This window comes from Microbacterium sp. W1-4-2, from assembly GCF_058349885.2.
In genome coordinates this window covers 703,893-722,727 of sequence record NZ_JBYRJC020000002.1, presented here as the reverse complement: position 1 = coordinate 722,727, position 18,835 = coordinate 703,893, and the positions used below count along the sequence as shown (strand labels likewise).

The following is an 18,835-nucleotide window of genomic DNA, read 5'->3' as shown; positions in this document are numbered from 1 at the left end:
CCCGGCTCAAGACGCGGGTCGTGGTGGTGTCTGCGGTGTGTGCGGCGGCTCGGCGTCTTCGGCCAGCAGCGCATCGATGCGGTCGATGCGGTGACGCCAGAGCTCCTGGTAGCGCTCGAGCAGCCGTTGCGCCCGGGCGATCATGGCGGGGTCGGTGCGCACGAGCCGCTCCCTTCCCTCAGCCCGCTTGACGATCAGGCGGGCGGCTTCGAGCACGGCGACGTGCTTCTGCACCGCTGCGAACGACATGTCGTAGTCCGCGGCGAGCGCCGACACCGACTGCTCCACCTCGATCGTCCGGCGCAGGATGTCACGACGCGTCGCGTCGGCGAGGGCCCGGAAGATCCGGTCCACCTCGTCGTCGCTGAGCTCTGCTTGTGCAACCATTTGGTTGTAGATTAGAGGATGCCGCAGCCGCCGTCAACCCTTTCATTCCTTTCGAGAACGGCGGAACGGCCGCCCTGGGCGGGGCGGCCGTTCCGCTCGGCTCAGCACAGGTCAGCGCAGCGGCCGGAAGAACTCGCGGAGGTCCGCGATGAGGACGTCCGGCACCTCCATCGCGGCGAAGTGCCCGCCCACCTCGTGCTCCGTCCAGAACACGATGTGGTCGTTGTCCCGCTCCGCGAAGGCGCGGATCGAGTGGAAATCGTTCGCGAAGATCGATACGCCGGTCGGGGTGTGGTTGACCCGCGTCGCGATCCCCTCGCCGGCGTTGAACTGGGCATCCTCCTTGTACTGCCGGGCCGACGACCCCGCGGTGTTGGTGAACCAGTAGAGCGAGACGTGCGTGAGGATCTGGTCCCGCGTGAGCGCGGTCGGACGATCGAAGGTCGCCATGAGTTCGTTCCAGGCGAGCTGCCCGACCGGTGAGTCGGCGAGCGCGTGCGCCAAGGTCTGTGGGCGGGTCGACTGCAGAGTCGCGAACGCCGAGATCTCGCCGAAGTCCTTGAGGATCTCGAGGGCCTCGTAGTCCTTCGGGCCGAGCTTCTCGAACTCCGCCGGGTCGCCGCTCGGGAACGAGAACAGCTGCAGCACGTGCGTGCCCACCAGCCCGTCGGGGGCGAGGATGCCGAGCTCGCGGCCGACCAGCGATCCGCCGTCTCCGCCGTGCGCGCCGTACCGCTCGTAGCCCAGGCGCTTCATGAGCGTGTCCCACGCGGCCGCCACCCGCGCCGAGCCCCAGCCCGACTCGGTCACCGGCCCGCTGAACGCGTACCCGGGGAAGCTCGGAACCACGACATGGAAGGCGTCCTCGGCGCGTCCGCCGTATGCCACGGGATCGATGAGCGGTCCGATCATGTCCGCGAACTCCGCGAACGATCCCGGCCAGCCGTGCGTGAGCACGATCGGGAACGCCTCGGGCTCGGCGGAGCGGATGTGCAGGAAGTGGATCGGCTGACCGTCGATCGTCGTCATGAACTGCGGGAATGCGGCGAGGCGCGCCTCGACGGCGCGCCAGTCGAACTCGTGCTGCCAGTACTCGGCCATCGCTCGCACCTCGGTGAGGCTGGCCCCGTACGCGGGATCGGCACCCGGCACCTCGGTCGTATAGCGCGTGTGCGCGAGGCGGTCGCGGAGGTCGTCGAGGTCGTTCTCGGGGATCGACAGCGTGAACGGGGTGATCTGCTCGCCGGCGAGGAGGGCGGTCTGCAGGGTGCCGGTCGGCTCGTTGTTCGTCATGGCCCTAAGGTAGGAACCAATGCGGAAGAAGAGCTTCCGCATAGGCGAAGCGGGGTCGGCGTGAATCAGACGGCCACCCGCGTGCTCCAGGTGCTGGCCCTGCTTCGCCAGCGACGTGCGTGGACGGCTCCGGAGCTGGCGCGGCGCACAGCGGTGTCGACGCGGACGATCCGTACGGATATCACCCGGCTGCGCGAGCTCGGCTACATCATTGACGCCACAGCGGGCCCCGCCGGCGGCTACCGGCTGGACCGGGAGACCGATCTGCCGCCGCTCATGCTCGATGACGACGAGGGCATCGCCGTCGCGATCGCGCTGCATCAGGTGACCACGAACTCAGTGGCGGGCATCGAGGGCAGCGCGGCGCGGGCCCTCGCCAAGCTCGAGAACGTGCTGCCGCCGGCGCTCGCCGCCCAGGTGCGCGCCATGGACGTCGCGACCGCGCCGCAGACGCGGGAGCGGGATGCCGAGGTCGAGGCGTCGGCGCTCGCGGCCATCGCCCAGGCGGTGCACGATGCCGAGTGGCTGCGGTTCGAGTACACCCCGTTCCAGGGCGAGAGCGCGATGCGACGCGTCGAGCCGTACCGGCTCGTGAGCTGGGGGCGGCGCTGGTATCTCGTCGCCTTCGACCTCGAGCGCGAGGGTTGGCGCAGCTTCCGCGTCGACCGTATGTCGCTGCGGCCGCCGACACGGCGCGCCTTCGCCCCTCGCGCGCTGCCGGCCGACGACGTCGCCGCGTACGTGCTGCGCGGTGTCGCCTCGGCGGGCTGGCGCTTCCGCGCCCGGGTCCTGATCCACGCGCCTGCGGAGCTGGTCGCCGAGAAGATCGACCCCTCGGTCGGCCTGGTCGAGGCGGTCGACGATGCGCACTGCGTCCTCGCCACCGGTGCGGACCACCCGATGACGGTCGCCGTGCACCTCGCACTGCTCGACGAGCCGTTCACAGTCGACGGCCCGGCGGAGCTCAGCGAGGCCATCAGGACGCTCGCCCGCCGTTACGCCGACGCGACGCCGCCACCGGGCTAGGTGCTCAGGCCGACGCGAACTCGAGCTCGGGTTCGACCCCGAGATACGCGGCGCAGCGGCCGGCGGCCTTCTGGATCTCGGCGCGCTCGCGTGCCGTGAGCCGGCGGTGCGGCGCGACGGCGAAGACCGCCTTCCGGGCGCCGACGCTGCGTCGCATCCCGGCGACGAGCTGACCGTCGCACAGCACCATGCCGATCGACGCCTCGCGCTCCCGCGGCACGATGCCCTCGGAATCCAGGGCCCAGCGGGAGTCCTGATAGCCCCGGTACATCTCGTCGAGGATCTGCAGCAGGTGCGCACGACCGCGGCCCGAGGGCGACGCGGGCACGTGACAAGGGGCGTGCCAGTAGGTGCGACCCTCGTGGTCGAACGACTCCAGCCGGTCGCGGACGGCGGCGATCCCCCGGCGGGCGTCCGTCAACGTGAGGGTCGCCCAGTACGCGAGGTCGCGGTCGGTGGCCGGACCGTGCGAGCCGAGGTAGCGCAGCGCCAGCCGGGCGAGAGCCTCGTCTCGCCCGCTCGTCGCGGACGGCGGCACGCGCTCGGCCATGAGGGCGTAGGTGTGCTGGCCGTCGCGGGGTGCGCCGCTGCTGAGGACGCACCGGAGTTCGAGCGAGCCCAGCAGCAGCGTCAGCTGCGACGAGGGGAGGTCGAGTCCGGCCCTCGCGAGCGCGGCCGCGAGCTCGTCGCGGGTGCGCCCGGTGCCGCCGGCGACGGCGTGCGTGATCGCGTCGGTGAGTGCGGTCAGGCGATCGGCCGAGGGCCGCAGCTGCTGGTCGAACACGGGCAGCACCCGCGGCGCGGTGAGCTCGATCAGCCAGCGCACGTCGTCCGCGTGCACGTAGTGCCAGGTAGGACGCAGCACGTGCGTGCGCACGACCCTTCCGTCCGACAGCGCCCGCGCCAGGTCGTCGCGATCGGGAGAGGCCGTGCGGGCAGCGACCGCCCAGGCGGACTGGGCCGGGTTCTCGGCCTGCACGGCGAGCATCGTCCGAACGACGCTCTCGGCATCGACCGCGGGCCCTTCGAGCAGCTGGGAGCGCAGCCGTCGGCGCGCGATGTCGCGAAGCGTCGTCGAAGTCATCCTCCTCATCCTGCACCCGACGGCGACATCACGCACTCGACCGCATGACGGCATCCACTCCGTTACGGCAGCAGAGCGAATCCCGATTCATAGCGCGTCTTGCCGAGCGACGCCATGATGATCTGAAGGAAGCCCATCGCCTCGAGTTCCCGTGCTCGCGTGAGCGGACCGACATCCACCGCCCGCATTCCTGCCGCCTCGATGAGCGCAGCGACCTGCATCTTCGCGTCCGCGTAGTCTCCGGCGTACAGCACGGTCGTGGGCGTCGTGCCGTTCGTGCCGCTGGTGAGCGTATCGCCGAGATTGACGTTGAACGCCTTCACGACGGCTGCGCCCTCGGGCAGCAGATCGGCCAGCTCGGCCGCCGTCGACGAGTCGGCCGGCGGCTTCAACTCGTCGTAGGTGGAGAAGTCGATGGGATTGCTGATGTCGATGACGACCTTCTCGCCGAGCTGATCCCGGTAGTGCTCGAGGATGCCCGAGTACGCGCCGTACGGAACGGCGAGCACGACGAGATCGCCGGTGAGCTCATCGCCCATCACGCCGTACTCGAGACCCGGCCGCGCCGCAGACATGCTGGTCGCCGTGCGCTTGATGATCTGGATGTGGGCACCGGCTCGCGTTGCGACCTCTGCGATCGCCCCGCTCATCTTGCCGCTGCCGATGATGCTGATCGAAGTCATGCGAACTGGACCTTCCTGAATCGACGGAGAGCTCGCTCAGCCACCTTCTGCGCGTCGTAGTCGAACACGGCGCCGCGACGGAAATCCCGACCGACGCGGATGTCGGCGTCACGCTTCTTCAGGTCGGCGAACTCGTCTTGCGCATCGAACATGGCGCCGGCTCGGCGAGAGCCGTTCTGCAGGATCGCCGTGCGCTGCATGCGAACCGCGGTGTAACGCCGGAACGCCTCGGGGATGTCGGAGATGTCATCGGCGGCGGCGAGGAACGTGGCGAGGGCCATGCTGTCCTCCATCGCCTGGTTCACCCCCTGGCCCTGATGCGGCAGCATCGTGTGCGCGGCGTCGCCGAGCAGCGTGACGGGCCCCCGAGACCAATTGGTGAGGGGTTCGTGGTCGAACAGGCCCCACCAGAACGTCTTGTCGATGAGCGAGATGAAGTGCTGCAGCCGGGGATCCCAGCTATCGCCGGCGAATTCAGCGGCGAGCTCGCTGACCTCGGCCGGGCCCGACCAGGGCCCGTTGAGGGGCCGGTCGCTGGGGATGCCTGCGACGAAGTTGAAGAGCTTGCGCTGCTGCAGCGGGTAGCACATGAAGTGCCTGCTGTCGCCCATCCACACCTGGCTGATCATGGGCCAGTCTTCGGGCAGGCGCGTCGCGTCCATCACTCCGCGATAGACGATGTACCCGGAGTAGACGGACTCGGGATGCTGGTCCACGGCGTTCCGCACGACGGAATGGATGCCGTCGGCTCCGATGACGGCGTCGAAGACCTCTTCCACGCCGTTCTCGAACTCCACCCGGACGCCGGAGTCGACCGTCTCGACCGCCTGCAGGCGGTGGCCCAGACGGACCGTCTCAGGATCGACCTCCTGCGCCAGAGCACTGATGAGGTCCGGGCGGTACATCCCGATGTTCTGATACTGCTTCGCCGTGTCTTCCCATGCCGCGTCCGTGACCATCCCGCCCATGGCGTCCAGATAGACGCCGTGCCCGTCGGGGACCGCCCCCATGCGCCTGATCCGATCGAGCACACCGAGCCTCTCCAGAACGCGTGCGGCATTCGGTGCGACGGTGACGCCCGCGCCCACTTCGCCCAGTCGGCTCGCCTGCTCGAACACGGTGACCTGGACCCCGGCGATCTTCGTCAGCGCGATGGCGGCGGTGAGTCCGCCCATCCCCCCGCCGATGATCGCGATCCTGGCGTTCTGACCTACCATTGCTTCTCCTTGACTGACCGGCGCAAGACGTGCCCTTCCTTAGCGTGTTCCCGCGAACTCACGGGCGGCTTCTCTCGGCGTGAAGATCGTGGCTCCGGTCGCCTGCTCGGCCTCGTTGTCGGGACCGAGCGGGATGCCGGAGCGATCGCGCAGGCACACGGTGGCCGCAGCTCCCAGAAGGGTCGCGGTAAGCAGGTATGCCGAGACGGCGGTCGTGGTTCCGGTGGCACCCAGCAGCATCTGAGCGATCATCGGAGCGAACGCCCCGCCCAGGACCGCGCCGACGGCGTAGGTGATCGACACACCCGAGAAGCGGATGGATGCCGGGAAGATCTCCGCGTACCAGGCGGCCAGCGGGCCGTAGGTGAGGCCGAGGCCGGTCGAGATCAGCAGCAGCGCGAGGTAGAGACCCGGCAGCCCGGCTGCATCGACGAGCCAGAAGACGGGGAAGACGATGACGGCCTGCAGGACGAAGCCGATGAGGAAGGTGTTCCGCCGACCGATCGCATCTGCCAGGTAGCCCGCGAGCAGCGTCGAGAAGAACCACACGACGGCCGCGAAGACCGCGGCGACGAGGACGGCCGTGGTGTCCAGGTGCTGCACGCTGATGGCGTAGTTGTTGAGGAAGCCGCCCGTCGTCATGTAGCCGAGGGTGCCGTTGCCCACGAACACGAAGGCCGCGAGGACCACGAGATACCAGTGGCGCTTGAACAGCGTCACGATCGGAAGGCTCGCCTGCTTTCCGCGCTTGGCGATCTCAGCGAACACCGGGCTCTCGGCGACCGAACGGCGGATCAGGAAGCCGACGACGATCAGCACGATGCTCACCAGGAACGGCACTCGCCAGCCCCACTGCAGGTAGGCGGCGCCGGGAGAGACGAGGCCCGTCATGAGCGCGGTCATCCCCGACGCGAGAAGGAAGCCGAGCGGGACGCCGAGCTGAGGCCAGGCGCCTGCGCGGCCGCGGCGGCCCGCAGGTGCGTGCTCGACGGCCATCAGAACGGCGCCGCCCCACTCACCGCCCGCCGACAGACCCTGCAGGATGCGCAGGACCAGCAGGAGGATCGGTGCGGCGATGCCGATCTGGGTGAACGTGGGCAGCACGCCGATGAGCGTCGTCGCCGCTCCCATGAGGACGAGCGTGGCCACCAGCATGGCGCGTCGTCCGATGACGTCGCCGAAGTGGCCGGCGAGGAACGCGCCGAGGGGGCGGAAGAGAAAGGAGATGCCGACTGTCGCGAAGGAGAGCAGGAGCCCGATGTCCTTGCCGGCGGGCTGGAAGAAGAGCTGGGCGAACACGAGACCTGCGCTCGTGGCGTAGATGAAGAAGTCGTACCACTCGATCGTGGTGCCGATGATCGTCGCTGAGGCGATCCGGCGCTGGGAGGTGGAATTGCCGGTGGCAATCGAAGAGGTCATCGTTGTCCCTAACGTCATTGTCTGCCCTCCGCCGGAGGGTCTGGGAAGCGGGTTTCTCTCATCGTGCGATACGTCGCCTCTGCGTGTAAATCGCAGTTATGCGCAGTTATAGTTCGAGTGGACTGAAGAAGTTGACGAGACGAAGGTGCCCATGGTCGACGTGAGCCTCAGGCAGCTGGAACTGTTCGCCGCCCTGCCGAACTTCACCACACTCAGCGCGGCCGCAGCCCATCTGCACATCTCGGAGTCTGCGCTGTCGCAGGCCGTCACGAGCCTGGAGAACGCGGTGGGCGAGCAGCTGTGCGTACGCCGCAAGGCGCGCGGCCTCACTCTGACCCCCACGGGCCAGCAGTTCGCCGAGCAGGCGCGCAAGATCATCGCCGAGACGAATGAGCTCGTGCTCAGTGCGGGTCGGGGGCAGGAGCTGCGGGGTCCCGTGAAGCTCGGCTGCTATTCGAGCCTGGCCACGAACATGATCCCCGAGCTTCTCGAAGGCTTCCCGAAGAGACACCCGGGAGTGCGTCTCGAGGTGATGGTGGGCACCAACGAAGAACTGCTCGCAGCACTCGAGGCCGGGCGTCTGGATGTCGCCCTCGTGTTCGACGTCTCGCTGCCGGTCGGCTACCGGCGCCGCAGGATCTATGCGACGGAACTCGAGGTTCACCTGCCTGTCGACCACCCGCTCGCGACGGCTGACACGGTGGACCTCGCAGAGCTCGCCGACGAGCCCTACATCCTGTACGACGCCGCTCCCGGCACCCGCAACGTGACGGACGCCTTCGCCGCGCGCGGCCTGCAGCCGAGGATCGTGGCCAGCGTCACACAGATCAGCCTCGTCGAGGCGCTCGTGGGCCGGGGCCTCGGCTATGGGCTGCTCATGTCACGGCCGAACATGCTCCCGATGAGCACCGAGGGGCGTCCGGTCGTCATCCGGCCCCTCGACCCGCCCGTCACCCGCTCGCACGTCGTCGGGCTCTGGCCTGCGGACATGAAGCTCACGCCCCGCGCATCGGCCCTCCTCGACTTCGCCGTGGAGAAGCTGGGCGGTTACGGCCGCGCCGTGAGACCGGGCACGCCGGAGCCCCGGCATCCTTCCGGGACGTAGCCTGGATTCCATGGGCTTGATCACCGACACCGGCACGTTCGACGTGCATACCGTCCGGGCGGACTTCCCGATCCTGGATGAGACGGTCGGCGACGCCCCGCTCGTGTACCTCGACTCGGCGGCCACGAGCCAGAAGCCGCGTGTCGTGCTGGACGCGGAGCGCTCGTTCCTCGAGCACGCGAACGCGGCCGTGCACCGCGGCGCACACACCCTCGCCGCCGAGGCCACCGATGCGTTCGAGGATGCCCGCGCCACCGTCGCCGCCTTCGTCGGCGCCGACACCGACGACCTCGTGTGGACCTCGGGCGCGACGGCGGCCCTCAACCTCGTGGCCTACGCGCTCGGCAACGCCACCGCCGCAGCCGCGGCATCCCCCTATGCCCTCGCCCCCGGCGACGAGATCGTCGTCACCGAGGCCGAGCACCACGCGAACCTCATCCCGTGGCAGCAGCTGGCCGCCCGCACCGGGGCGACGCTGCGGCACATCCCCGTCCACGACGACGGCACGCTCGACCTCGACGCGGCCGCCGCGCTGATCGGCGCGCGCACCCGCGTCGTCGCGTTCGCGCACGTGTCCAACGTGCTCGGCATCGTGAACCCCGTCGCAGCCCTGGTCGCGATGGCGAAGGATGTCGGAGCCCTGACGGTGCTCGACGCCTGCCAGTCCGCACCCCACCTTCCCCTCGACCTGTCCGCCCTGGGCGTCGATCTCGCCGCGTTCTCGGGCCACAAGATGCTCGGCCCGTACGGCATCGGCGCGCTGTACGGGCGCCGCGCGGTGCTCGACGCGCTGCCGCCCGTCAACACCGGCGGCTCGATGGTCACGACCGTGACGCTCGAGCACGCGGAGTTCCTGCCCGCGCCGCAGAAGTTCGAGGCCGGCACGCAGCCGGTGTCGCAGGCGATCGGCCTCGCCGCCGCCGTGCGCTACCTCGACCGCCTGGGCATGGCCGCCGTGCACGGCCGTGAGCGCGTGCTCGAGCGGCGCCTGCGTGACGGGCTGCGCGAGATCCCCGGCATCCGGCTGCTCGGCGACACGGCCGGCGCCGACGTCGAACGCGTCGCCCTGTGCGCCTTCGACGTCGACGGCGTGCACGCGCACGACGTCGGCCAGGTGCTCGATGCCCGAGGCATCGCCGTGCGGGTCGGCCACCACTGCGCACAGCCGCTGCATCGCCGGTTCGGCATGACGGCGTCGGTGCGCGCGAGCGCATCGGTGTTCACGACCGAGGCCGAGATCGACACGTTCCTGGATGCCGTCTCGGGCGTGCGGGCGTTCTTCGGAGCGGGCCGATGAGCGGACTCGAGTCGCTGTACCAGGAGCTGATCCTCGATCACTCCAAGCACCCGCACGGCTACGGGCTGGCCGACGCCGAGGGACGCTCGTCCGAGTCGCACCAGCGCAATCCGGTCTGCGGCGACGAGATCACGCTGCGCGTGCGGCTCACGGAGGGCAGGGCCGGCGAGGTCGTCCGCGACGTCACGTGGGAGGGCCAGGGATGCTCCATCTCGCAGGCGTCGGCCTCGATGCTCGCGTCGCTCATCGGCGAAGAAGAAGGGATGCCGCGGGCCGAGGCATCCACTCTCATCGACGCGTTCCGCACCGCACTGCGCTCGCGCGGCGAGATCCCGCTGGACGAACAGCGCTTCGGCGACGCTGCGGCCCTGTCGGGGGTGTCGAAGTACACCGCCCGGGTCAAGTGCGCGATGCTCGCCTGGGTCGCCCTGGAGGACGCCCTCACGCGCGTGTGACTTCGCCGCCTCGGGCAGGAGCCCACACGTGCAGAGCGGCACCCTGCCGCCGTGACAGCCCGGGATCTACCCTGGATGAATACTCGGCGTCGTCGAGGGAGGCGTCATGTCGCGTACGGATCAGATCGCCTCAACGCGGGAATCGTCGAACGGCTCCCGTCGCAAGGGAGTGCGCACCTGGCTGCTGACCGGACTCGTCGACGACGCCGGCAGCCACCAGGGACCCCACGCGCAAGCGACCGCCGGCACGCATGCGTGGTGGCGGGTCATGTGCCTGACCGGCCTCGACTACTTCTCGACTCTCGGGTACCAGCCGGCGATCGCGGCGCTGGCGGCGGGCCTCATCTCGCCGTTCGCCACGATCGTGCTGGTGGCGCTGACGCTGCTGGGCGCGCTGCCGGTCTATCGCCGGGTCGCACGCGAGAGCTTTCGCGGATCGGGGTCGATCGCGATGCTCGAGCGGCTGCTGCCGTGGTGGACGGGCAAGGTGTTCGTGCTGGTGCTGCTGGGGTTCGCGGCGACGGACTTCATGATCACGATCACACTGTCGGCGGCGGATGCCTCGGCCCACGCCATCGAGAACCCGTTCGCGCCGTCGTGGTTCCGCGGCAACCAGATCGGAATCACGATCGTGCTGATCGCCGTCCTCGGTGCGGTCTTCCTGGCCGGGTTCCGCGAGGCGATCGGCATCGCGGTCGGGCTGGTCGCCGCCTATCTGGCCCTTAACGTCGTCGTGGTGGCCGTCGGCATCGGTCACGTGCTGCAGCATCCGGTCGTCGTGCACGACTGGTGGGGCGCCCTGACCGCGCAGCACGGCAATCCGCTCATGGTCGCCGGGATCGCCCTGATCGTGTTCCCCAAGCTCGCACTGGGACTGTCGGGCTTCGAGACCGGTGTCGCGGTGATGCCGCAGGTGCACGGCTCGGACGACGACAGCCCCGACGACCCGCGCACGCGCATCCGCGGCACGAAGCGGCTGCTGACCACCGCGGCGGTGATCATGAGCGCGTTCCTGATCACGTCGAGCTTCGTGACGACCGTCCTCATCCCGCAATCGGAGTTCCAGCCCGGCGGGCCGGCGAACGGGCGTGCGCTGGCGTATCTCGCGCACCTGTATCTGGGCAGCGGCTTCGGCACCGTGTACGACCTCAGCACGATCGCGATCCTGTGGTTCGCGGGCGCGTCGGCGATGGCCGGGCTGCTGAACCTCGTGCCCCGGTACCTGCCGCGGTACGGCATGGCGCCGCAATGGGCACGCTCGGTGCGTCCGCTCGTGCTCGTGTTCACCGTGATCGCGTTCATCGTCACGATCGTCTTCCGCGCCAGCGTCGACGCCCAGGGCGGCGCCTACGCGACCGGCGTGCTCGTTCTGATCACGTCGGCGGCCGTCGCCGTGGCCGTCTCGGCCTACCGCCGACGTCAGCGCTGGCGCGTCGCCGTCTTCTCGCTGATCTCGCTCGTGTTCGTGTACACGACCGTGCTGAATGTGATGGAACGGCCCGACGGCATCCGCATCGCCGCACTGTTCATCCTCGGCATCATGATCGTCTCGCTCATCTCCCGCATCGGGCGCTCGTTCCAGCTGCGAGCCACGTCCATAACGTTCGACGAGAAGGCGACGGCGTTCCTCGAGGCCGACGCCGCCCGGGGGCAGATCGACGTCATCGCGCATGAGCCGCACGGCGAGGGCGGCGCCGAGTACCAGGAGAAGAATCGCGAAGAGCGGCAGGAGACCAACATGCCGCGCTCGGCGCACACGCTGTTCCTCGAGGTGCACCCGTCCGACTCGTCGGACTTCGAAGAGGACCTCGAGGTCACCGGCGTCGAGCGATACGGGTACCGCGTGCTCGAGGTGCGCAGCGGCAACGTTCCCAACACGGTCGCCGCCATCCTGATGGCCACGCGCGACCGCACCGGAGTGGTGCCCACCGTCTACTTCGAGTGGACCGAGGGCAATCCGCTCTCGAACATGCTGCGGTTCCTGTTCACCGGCACCGGCGAGGTGGCCCCGGTCACCCGCGAGGTGCTGCGCCAGGCCGAGCCCGACGTCACTCGCCGCCCGATGGTGCACGTCGCCTGAGGGTGCACGTCGGCACCCGGCTGGATGCCGCGCACCCGGCGTCACCGGGCATACCCGGCAACTAGAATCGATGTGTCCGGCGCCCGTGGACCCGGGTGCACGAAGGATGGAGCTCAGCCGCATGACCACCCCCACCCAGGCATCCGTCGCCGACACCGTCGACAACGCGAAGGCGACTCCCGAGAAGGAGCAGCCGTATGCGGCGCTCGGTCTCAAGCCCGACGAGTACGCCGAGATCAAGAGCATCCTCGGCCGGCGTCCCACCAGCGGCGAGCTGGCGATGTACTCGGTCATGTGGAGCGAGCACTGCTCGTACAAGTCGAGCAAGATCTACCTGCGCCGGTTCGGGCAGAAGGTCACCGAAGAAATGAAGACCCGCCTCATGGTGGGCATGGGCCAGAACGCCGGCGTGGTCGACATCGGCGAGGGCTGGGCGGTGACGTTCAAGGTCGAGAGCCACAACCACCCGAGCTACATCGAGCCGTTCCAGGGCGCCGCGACCGGCGTCGGCGGCATCGTGCGCGACATCATCTCGATGGGCGCCCGCCCGGTCGCGGTGATGGACCAGCTGCGCTTCGGCGCGATCGACGACCCCGACACCGCGCGCGTCGTGCACGGCGTGGTCGGCGGCATCTCGTTCTACGGCAACTGCCTGGGCCTGCCCAACATCGGCGGCGAGACGGTGTTCGACCCGGTGTACCAGGGCAACCCTCTCGTGAACGCGCTCGCGGTGGGCGTGCTGCGCCACGAGGACCTCAAGCTCGCCAACGCGAGCGGCGCCGGCAACAAGGTCGTGCTGTTCGGCGCCCGCACCGGCGGCGACGGCATCGGCGGGGCATCCATCCTCGCGTCCGACACGTTCTCGGAAGGCGGCCCGACCAAGCGCCCGGCCGTGCAGGTCGGCGACCCGTTCGCCGAGAAGGTGCTCATCGAATGCTGCCTCGAGCTCTACAAGGGCGAGCTGGTCGAGGCCATCCAGGACCTGGGTGCCGCCGGCATCTCGTGCGCGACCAGCGAGCTGGCCGCCAACGGCGGGTCGGGCATGCGCGTCGACCTCGAGAACGTGCTGCTGCGCGACCCCACGCTCACGCCCGAAGAGATCCTGATGAGCGAGAGCCAGGAGCGCATGATGGCGGTCGTCGCGCCCGACAAGCTCGACGAATTCCTCGCGGTGACGGCGAAATGGGATGTCGAGACCAGCGTGCTCGGCGAGGTGACCGGCGACGGACGCCTGCAGATCTTCTGGCACGGCGAGCAGATCGTCGACGTCGACCCGTCGACCGTGGCCGTCGACGGCCCGGTGTACGAGCGTCCGATCGCGTACCCGGCCTGGCTCGACGCGCTGCAGCAGGACGCGGCATCCGCCCTCGACCGCCCGACCGACGGAGACGAGCTGCGCGACCAGTTCCTGCGGGTGATCTCCAGCCCCAACCAGGCCGACGCGTCGTGGATCACGAACCAGTACGACTACTACGTCGGCGGCAACACGGCCCTGGCCTTCCCCGACAACGCGGGCATGATCCGCGTCGACGAGACCAGCGGCCTGGGCTTCGCGATCGCGACCGATGCGAACGGCCGCTACTGCCAGCTCGATCCGTATCAGGGCGCACAGCTGGCCCTGGCCGAGGCGTACCGCAACGTCGCCGTCAGCGGCGCGGTGCCCGCCGCCGTGACCGACTGCCTGAACTTCGGCAGCCCCGAGAACCCCGAGGTCATGTGGCAGTTCTCGCAGGCGGTGGACGGGTTGGCCGATGGATGCCTGGAGCTTGCCGTTCCGGTCACGGGCGGCAACGTCAGCTTCTACAACCAGACCGGTGATGTGCCGATCCACCCGACCCCGGTCGTCGGCGTGATGGGCATCATCGAGGACGTCGCGCACCGCATCCCCGCCGGCTGGCAGGACGAGGGCGAGAACATCTACCTGCTCGGCGTCACGGCGACCGAGCTGAGCGGCTCGGCGTGGGCCGCGACCGTGCACGGCCACCTCGGCGGCCGTCCGCCGGCCGTCGACCTGGGTGCCGAGAAGCGTCTGGCCGAGCTGATCCACGCGGCCAACGACCAGAACCTCGTCTCGAGCGCGCACGACCTCTCCGAGGGCGGGCTCGCGCAGACCCTCGCCGACGGTGTGCGGCGCTTCGGCGTCGGCGCCCGCGTCTGGCTCGACGAGATCATCGAGCGTGATGGGGTGGATGCCGCATCCGCCCTCTTCTCCGAGACCACCGCGCGTGCGATCGTGACCGTGCCCCGTGAAGAGGACGTCAAGTTCCGCGGACTGTGCGAAGGCCGCGGCTACCCGGTGCTGCGCATCGGCGTCACCGACGAGTCCGGCCCGGATGCCGCGCTCGAGGTGCAGGGCCTGTTCACCGTGCCGGTCGCCGAGCTGAACGAGCGGGCCGAGGCGACCCTGCCCGCGGTGTTCGGCCCGACGGTCACCGAACCCTAGACTGGTGCCTATGCCCGACGACGACGAGTACAGCGTGTTCAGCGAGCGCCGCCAGCACCGCATCAAGGTGATCGCGTGGGTGGTCATCGTGGCGCTGATCCTGGTCGCGGGTGGCGCGACCGTCCTCGCCCTGCTCTTCGGCTGACAGTCCGGAACAACACAGATCCCGGAGCGAGCGAAGCGAGGCGAAGGGCCGGTACTTCGGCGACCCCCGATGGTTACCATGGCAGGGTGCAACCTCACGACTTCGTCGGCTTCTTGGGCAGCTATTGGTGGCTGATCTTCCCATTCATGGGAGTCGTCGGCGCGCTCGCCAAGTCGTGGGAGCGCAACTCCAAGCTGCGCCACCAGCGACGCCTCGAGCTCATGCACGCCAAGGCCGAGATCCGCTCCGCCGAGGCCGACGCGCGCGCGGCTCGTCGCGGGCGCGGGGCCGCACCTCCAGCCGCCGAAGCAGCGCCCGTGGCCGACCAGCTGCAGAAGCTGTTCGACGCGCAGGATGCCGTGACCAAGCGCTGGCTGGAGTACGAGCTCGACGTCGCCAAGCTCATCGCCTTCCCCGCGATGAGCGACGGACGCCAGCCGTTGACGGCGGCGTTCCTGCGAGCCAAGAAGGTCGCCGACCGGCTGCGGCCCGCATCCGTCAAGGTCAAGCTGGCAAAGGAGCAGCTGGACGAGTACCGCAACGCGGTCACCGACTATGAGGTCGCGTTCGACGTCGCCGAGCGCGATGCCCGCCGCATCCGCGATTCGTCGTTCACCGACAGCGAGCGCAAGCGGCTCGACACCGCCAAGCAGCTGCTGACGGTCGCCGTCGACGAGGCCGCCACCCCTGCCGAGCGGCAGATCGCCTACAAGCGCGTGCGCGAAGAGCTCGACGGCCTCATCTCGCTCTCGGACGGCGCGGTCGAGGTGCTCGAGAAGAAGGTCGCCCTGCAGCTGCCGGCCACAGCGGCCTCAGCGGCCGGGGCGGCGCCCACCGCCTCTGCGCCCAGCCCCGAGCCGGCCGTCGATGTGGCCGTCGTCGGCGACGCGGCTGGGGATGCGGCATCCCCAGCCGCCGAGCCGCTTCCCATGCGTCAGTCCGACGCCGGATCCTGGCCCGTTCCACGGCGTTCTGAGTCGCATTCCTGATCAGCGTTCAGCCTCGAAGCGGTTGCAGGGTTCGAACTTCTTATCCCTTGCGCTCGATAGTCTGTTCGGCTAATATCGTAGATATCAGCGATGCACCGAGTGTCGGATGCAGTGTCCGAGCCTCGTTGTACCGTGTGAGCGACAGTTCGTTCCGCGTCAGTGGAGCCCGGGTCAAGTGACATGCGAGGGTCGGCGGCGATCGCCCTCTTCGGCCGAGAAGATGCCATCGATCACATCGACCGTCGGAGCCCTTCGTGGACCTCTTCCCGCACCAGCAACTGGCCACCGCAGCGGCTCGACTGTGCGCGGGTCTCGGCGACGGCGACGTGACTGAACGTCTGTCTCAGCTCTCCGACGAATCGCTGCTCGAGGGGTTGCGGATCGCCGGCGAAGCGCGCCGAGCGGTCGAAGTGCTGGTCGCCGCAATGGCGGCCGAGGTTGATCATCGCTCCGCGCGCGGTCTCGGCTACCAAGGGTTGGCGCAGCGCGCCGGCCATCGCACGGCGGGTGATCTCGTACAATCCGTCACCGGACAGACCCGTGCCGACATCCGCCGATCCACCGAGGCCGGCAAAGACCTGGCCGCCGTACACACCGCTGCGAAGCTCGGCGGTGTGCACGGTGCGGAGAGCGGCGGTCCGGGGCGCGACGGTTCAGGTCGGGATGACTCAGACACGGGCTGCTCGAGAGGCGATGGCTCACCGGGCGACGGCGACGTATCCGGTCACGGCACAGCCGGCGACGGGAATGCCGACGGTTCGTCGGCCGGCGCCGACAGGGTCGTCGGGCGCTCCCCCTGGTTCACACCACTGACCGATGCTCTGGGGTCGGGGCGGCTCTCGCGTGAGCAGTATGACGCGATCCGACGAGGACTGGGCGAACCGCCCATCGACCGCTACCTCGAACTCGCGCCAGATTTCCTGCCACGCGCATGGCGTGAAGCGGCATGCACCTTGATCGAAGACGCGAGCGATCGCAGCGTCGAAGACCTCGCAGCCGATGCCCGGCTCGCTCGCGACACGCTCGACCCGGTCGGCACCCGCCTGCGGTTCGAAGAGCGCTTCCGCAAGCGCTCGTTCCGCACCTGGGTCGACGCCGACGGGCAGCGCCACGCGCACATCACCTACGACGACGATGCCGCGGCGTGGGTGCAGACGATCCTCAACGCCGCGTTGCGGCCGCGCCGTGGACCCCGCTTCGTCGACCCCGACGCACGCGCCGCCGCGAATACCGCGGCCGACGAAGACACGCGCACCAACGAGCAGCTGCAGTACGACACGATCATGGCAGTGCTGCGCACGGGAGCAGCGGCCGACCCCACCCAGGCGTTCGGAGATCGCCAGCCGGGTGTGCGGGTCATCGTGACGGCCGAGGCCCTCGAGGCCGGAGCAGAACACCACGACCACGACCACGACCACGACCACGACCACGACCACGACCACGACCACGACCACGACCACGGTGACGACCACGACCACGACCACCACGACAACCACGACAACCACGACCACCACGACCAGGGTGTCGGTGTCGGTGTCGGTGTCGCGTACTACGAAGAGACCGGGCAGGCGATTCCCGCCACGATGGCCGAGAAGTACCTCTGCGACGCCGGAGTCAAGCCCATCACCGTCGACTCGTGCGGCACCCCGCTCGACGTGGGGCGCGAGTCCCGCCTCTTCACACCGAAACAGCGTGTGGCTCTCGCACTGCGAGACGGAGGATGCAGGTGGTGCGGTGCGGAACCATCCCGCTGCGAAGCGCACCACATCTATCCGTGGGCGGCATCAGGCGGCAGAACGGATCTCGCCGACGGCATCCTCCTGTGCCGCAACTGCCACATGCGTCTGCACAATCAAGGCTGGTGGATCACCCGCGCGTGGGTGGCCGACGGATCCGATGCGTACTGGCTTCATCCACCCGGCGGGAGCGAACCACGCCCGCTGCCGGCCCGCAATCTGATGCGGTTCGCACCCGCTGTGTGAACGCAGCGCACGGACTCCTGCAGACGGTCGAGCAGGACGATGCGGTTCCACGAGGCGGGTCCGTGATGAAGCCGTGATCGTCACCGCTCCATCCTGCTCAGGAAGCGCGACGCAGGCTGAGAACACGCGGAACCGACCGAATCCACTGCGACGAGGGGCGAACTGCGCCGTGCGGCATGTCATCGGCGCACGATGAAGCGCCGACACCCACGCAGGGTGCCGGCGCTTCATGTCAGGTGCGGGCGCTTCGTCTTGAAGCGCCCGCATGATCTTGCGGGTTTCGCGCGGGCCCGCCCAGCGGGCCGGGCGGATCACTTGGTGAGCGAGTCGACGTAGTCCTGGTTCTCCGACATCCACTTCTTGACGATGTCGGGGTACTCGCTCTGCTTGTGCTCCTCGCGGAACATCGCGTTCTCGAGCGAGAACAGGTGGTCGGAGTCCATCTTGAACCCCTTGAACCAGGTGTTGACCTTCGCCTGGTCGTCGGCGAAGCCCGTGCGGGTCACCGTGTGGATCGACTCCGCGGCCCCCAGCGCGCCCTTCGGGTCCTTGAGATCCTTCAGGTCGTACGCGTCGTAGGCCCAGTGCGGGCGCCACAACGTGACCGCGATGTCCTTGTGGCCGTCGAGCGCCTTCTTCAGCTCGGCGAGCATGGCCGGCGTCGACGAGGTGATGAAGTCCATCTTGTCCAGGCCGTACTCGGGGATGACCTTCTTCTCCATCGCCTCGGTCAGGCCCGCGCCCGGCTCGATGCCGACGATGCGGTTGCCGAACTTGTCGGCGTTGGCGGCTAGCTGGTCGATCGAGTCGATCGGTGCGTCGGCCGGCACGGCGAGAGTCAGCTTGGCGTCGTCGTTCCACGAGCCGAGGTCGACGAGCTTCTTGCCATACTGCTTGAAGTAGCTCGCGTGCGTGGTCGGCAGCCAGCCGTCGAACGCGACGTCGAAGTCGCCCTTGGCCAGGCCCGCGAACACCGGACCGGCGTCGGCGTACTCGAGATCGACCTTGTAGCCCTTGTCTTCGAGGATCTGCTGCCACAGGTACGACGCGGCCTCACCCTCGGGCCAGCCGTTGAACACGCCGACCGTGACCTTCTTGCCGCTGCCGCCGGCGTTGTCGCCGGTGCCGCTCGCGCAGCCGACCAGGGCGACGCTGGCGGCCAGTCCCATGGCAAGGGCGCCGAACAGAGTGCGCTTCTTCATGTGATTGATTCCTTTCCTCCCGTGTGCT

At 69.0% G+C, this 18,835-nt stretch carries 17 protein-coding genes; 9 read left to right on the top strand and 8 right to left on the bottom strand.

The features are described from left to right. Positions 1-6: 6 nt before the first annotated feature. Together AC3RX0_RS11185 and AC3RX0_RS11180 are read right to left on the bottom strand one after the other, a co-directional pair. Entirely contained in the window at positions 7-387 is a 381-nt protein-coding gene (locus tag AC3RX0_RS11185; protein WP_491506057.1) for an ArsR/SmtB family transcription factor, read from the bottom strand. Between the two features lie 111 nt (positions 388-498). Further along, complete coding sequence (locus tag AC3RX0_RS11180) at positions 499-1,680, bottom strand: epoxide hydrolase family protein (protein ID WP_491506056.1); 1,182 nt, start codon at positions 1,678-1,680, stop codon at positions 499-501. Positions 1,681-1,740: 60 nt separating this feature from the next. Here AC3RX0_RS11180 and AC3RX0_RS11175 point away from each other — a divergent pair, with 60 nt between their 5' ends. Continuing rightward, positions 1,741-2,706 carry a helix-turn-helix transcriptional regulator gene (locus AC3RX0_RS11175; RefSeq protein ID WP_491506055.1) on the top strand — a complete coding sequence of 322 codons (966 nt, stop codon included), beginning with the start codon at positions 1,741-1,743 and terminating at the stop codon, positions 2,704-2,706. A gap of 4 nt (positions 2,707-2,710) precedes the next feature. On the opposite strand, the gene AC3RX0_RS11170 is transcribed toward AC3RX0_RS11175, so the two are convergent. The 4 genes from AC3RX0_RS11170 to AC3RX0_RS11155 all read right to left on the bottom strand — a co-directional run bounded on the left by AC3RX0_RS11170 (position 2,711) and on the right by AC3RX0_RS11155 (position 7,109). Further along, positions 2,711-3,790 (bottom strand): winged helix DNA-binding domain-containing protein, encoded by a 1,080-nt coding sequence (locus AC3RX0_RS11170; protein WP_491506054.1) that lies wholly within the window; start codon positions 3,788-3,790, stop codon positions 2,711-2,713. 62 nt (positions 3,791-3,852) lie between these two features. Beyond that, complete coding sequence (locus tag AC3RX0_RS11165; RefSeq protein ID WP_491506053.1) at positions 3,853-4,473, bottom strand: NADPH-dependent F420 reductase; 621 nt, start codon at positions 4,471-4,473, stop codon at positions 3,853-3,855. After that, positions 4,470-5,690: an FAD-dependent monooxygenase gene (locus tag AC3RX0_RS11160; protein WP_491506052.1), complete on the bottom strand. Its 1,221-nt coding sequence runs from the start codon at positions 5,688-5,690 to the stop codon at positions 4,470-4,472. Before AC3RX0_RS11160 ends, AC3RX0_RS11165 begins: the two co-directional genes overlap by 4 nt. 39 nt (positions 5,691-5,729) lie before the next feature. Next, a complete protein-coding gene (locus AC3RX0_RS11155; RefSeq protein ID WP_491506051.1) occupies positions 5,730-7,109 on the bottom strand; it encodes an MFS transporter in 1,380 nt (459 codons plus the stop codon). 151 nt (positions 7,110-7,260) lie between these two features. Between AC3RX0_RS11155 and AC3RX0_RS11150 the strand changes: the two genes are divergently transcribed. From AC3RX0_RS11150 to AC3RX0_RS11120, 7 genes are all read left to right on the top strand, one after another. Next, on the top strand, positions 7,261-8,214 hold the full coding sequence (locus tag AC3RX0_RS11150) for a LysR family transcriptional regulator (protein WP_491506341.1): 954 nt from the start codon (positions 7,261-7,263) through the stop codon (positions 8,212-8,214). A 10-nt stretch (positions 8,215-8,224) separates the two neighbouring features. Next, positions 8,225-9,511: a SufS family cysteine desulfurase gene (locus AC3RX0_RS11145; RefSeq protein ID WP_491506050.1), complete on the top strand. Its 1,287-nt coding sequence runs from the start codon at positions 8,225-8,227 to the stop codon at positions 9,509-9,511. Then, the gene (sufU, locus tag AC3RX0_RS11140) at positions 9,508-9,966 is read left to right on the top strand and encodes a Fe-S cluster assembly sulfur transfer protein SufU (protein ID WP_491506049.1); all 459 of its coding nucleotides are present in this window, start codon (positions 9,508-9,510) and stop codon (positions 9,964-9,966) included. Before AC3RX0_RS11145 ends, sufU begins: the two co-directional genes overlap by 4 nt. A gap of 106 nt (positions 9,967-10,072) precedes the next feature. Next, entirely contained in the window at positions 10,073-12,046 is a 1,974-nt protein-coding gene (locus tag AC3RX0_RS11135) for an APC family permease (RefSeq protein ID WP_491506048.1), read from the top strand. A gap of 121 nt (positions 12,047-12,167) precedes the next feature. After that, positions 12,168-14,489: a phosphoribosylformylglycinamidine synthase subunit PurL gene (gene purL / locus AC3RX0_RS11130; protein WP_491506047.1), complete on the top strand. Its 2,322-nt coding sequence runs from the start codon at positions 12,168-12,170 to the stop codon at positions 14,487-14,489. A 10-nt stretch (positions 14,490-14,499) separates the two neighbouring features. Continuing rightward, positions 14,500-14,634 carry a hypothetical protein gene (locus tag AC3RX0_RS11125; RefSeq protein WP_491506046.1) on the top strand — a complete coding sequence of 45 codons (135 nt, stop codon included), beginning with the start codon at positions 14,500-14,502 and terminating at the stop codon, positions 14,632-14,634. A gap of 86 nt (positions 14,635-14,720) precedes the next feature. After that, entirely contained in the window at positions 14,721-15,623 is a 903-nt protein-coding gene (locus AC3RX0_RS11120; protein ID WP_491506045.1) for a hypothetical protein, read from the top strand. Positions 15,624-15,853: 230 nt separating this feature from the next. On the opposite strand, the gene AC3RX0_RS11115 is transcribed toward AC3RX0_RS11120, so the two are convergent. Continuing rightward, complete coding sequence (locus AC3RX0_RS11115) at positions 15,854-16,243, bottom strand: hypothetical protein (RefSeq protein ID WP_491506044.1); 390 nt, start codon at positions 16,241-16,243, stop codon at positions 15,854-15,856. Between the two features lie 333 nt (positions 16,244-16,576). On the opposite strand from AC3RX0_RS11115, the gene AC3RX0_RS11110 reads away from it, so the two are divergent. Next, positions 16,577-17,605, top strand: a complete 1,029-nt coding sequence (locus AC3RX0_RS11110) for an HNH endonuclease signature motif containing protein (RefSeq protein WP_491506043.1) — start codon at positions 16,577-16,579, stop codon at positions 17,603-17,605. A gap of 311 nt (positions 17,606-17,916) precedes the next feature. Here the strand turns inward: AC3RX0_RS11110 and AC3RX0_RS11105 are convergent, their stop codons facing one another. Further along, positions 17,917-18,807: a glycine betaine ABC transporter substrate-binding protein gene (locus AC3RX0_RS11105; protein ID WP_491506042.1), complete on the bottom strand. Its 891-nt coding sequence runs from the start codon at positions 18,805-18,807 to the stop codon at positions 17,917-17,919. Positions 18,808-18,835 lie beyond the last annotated feature (28 nt).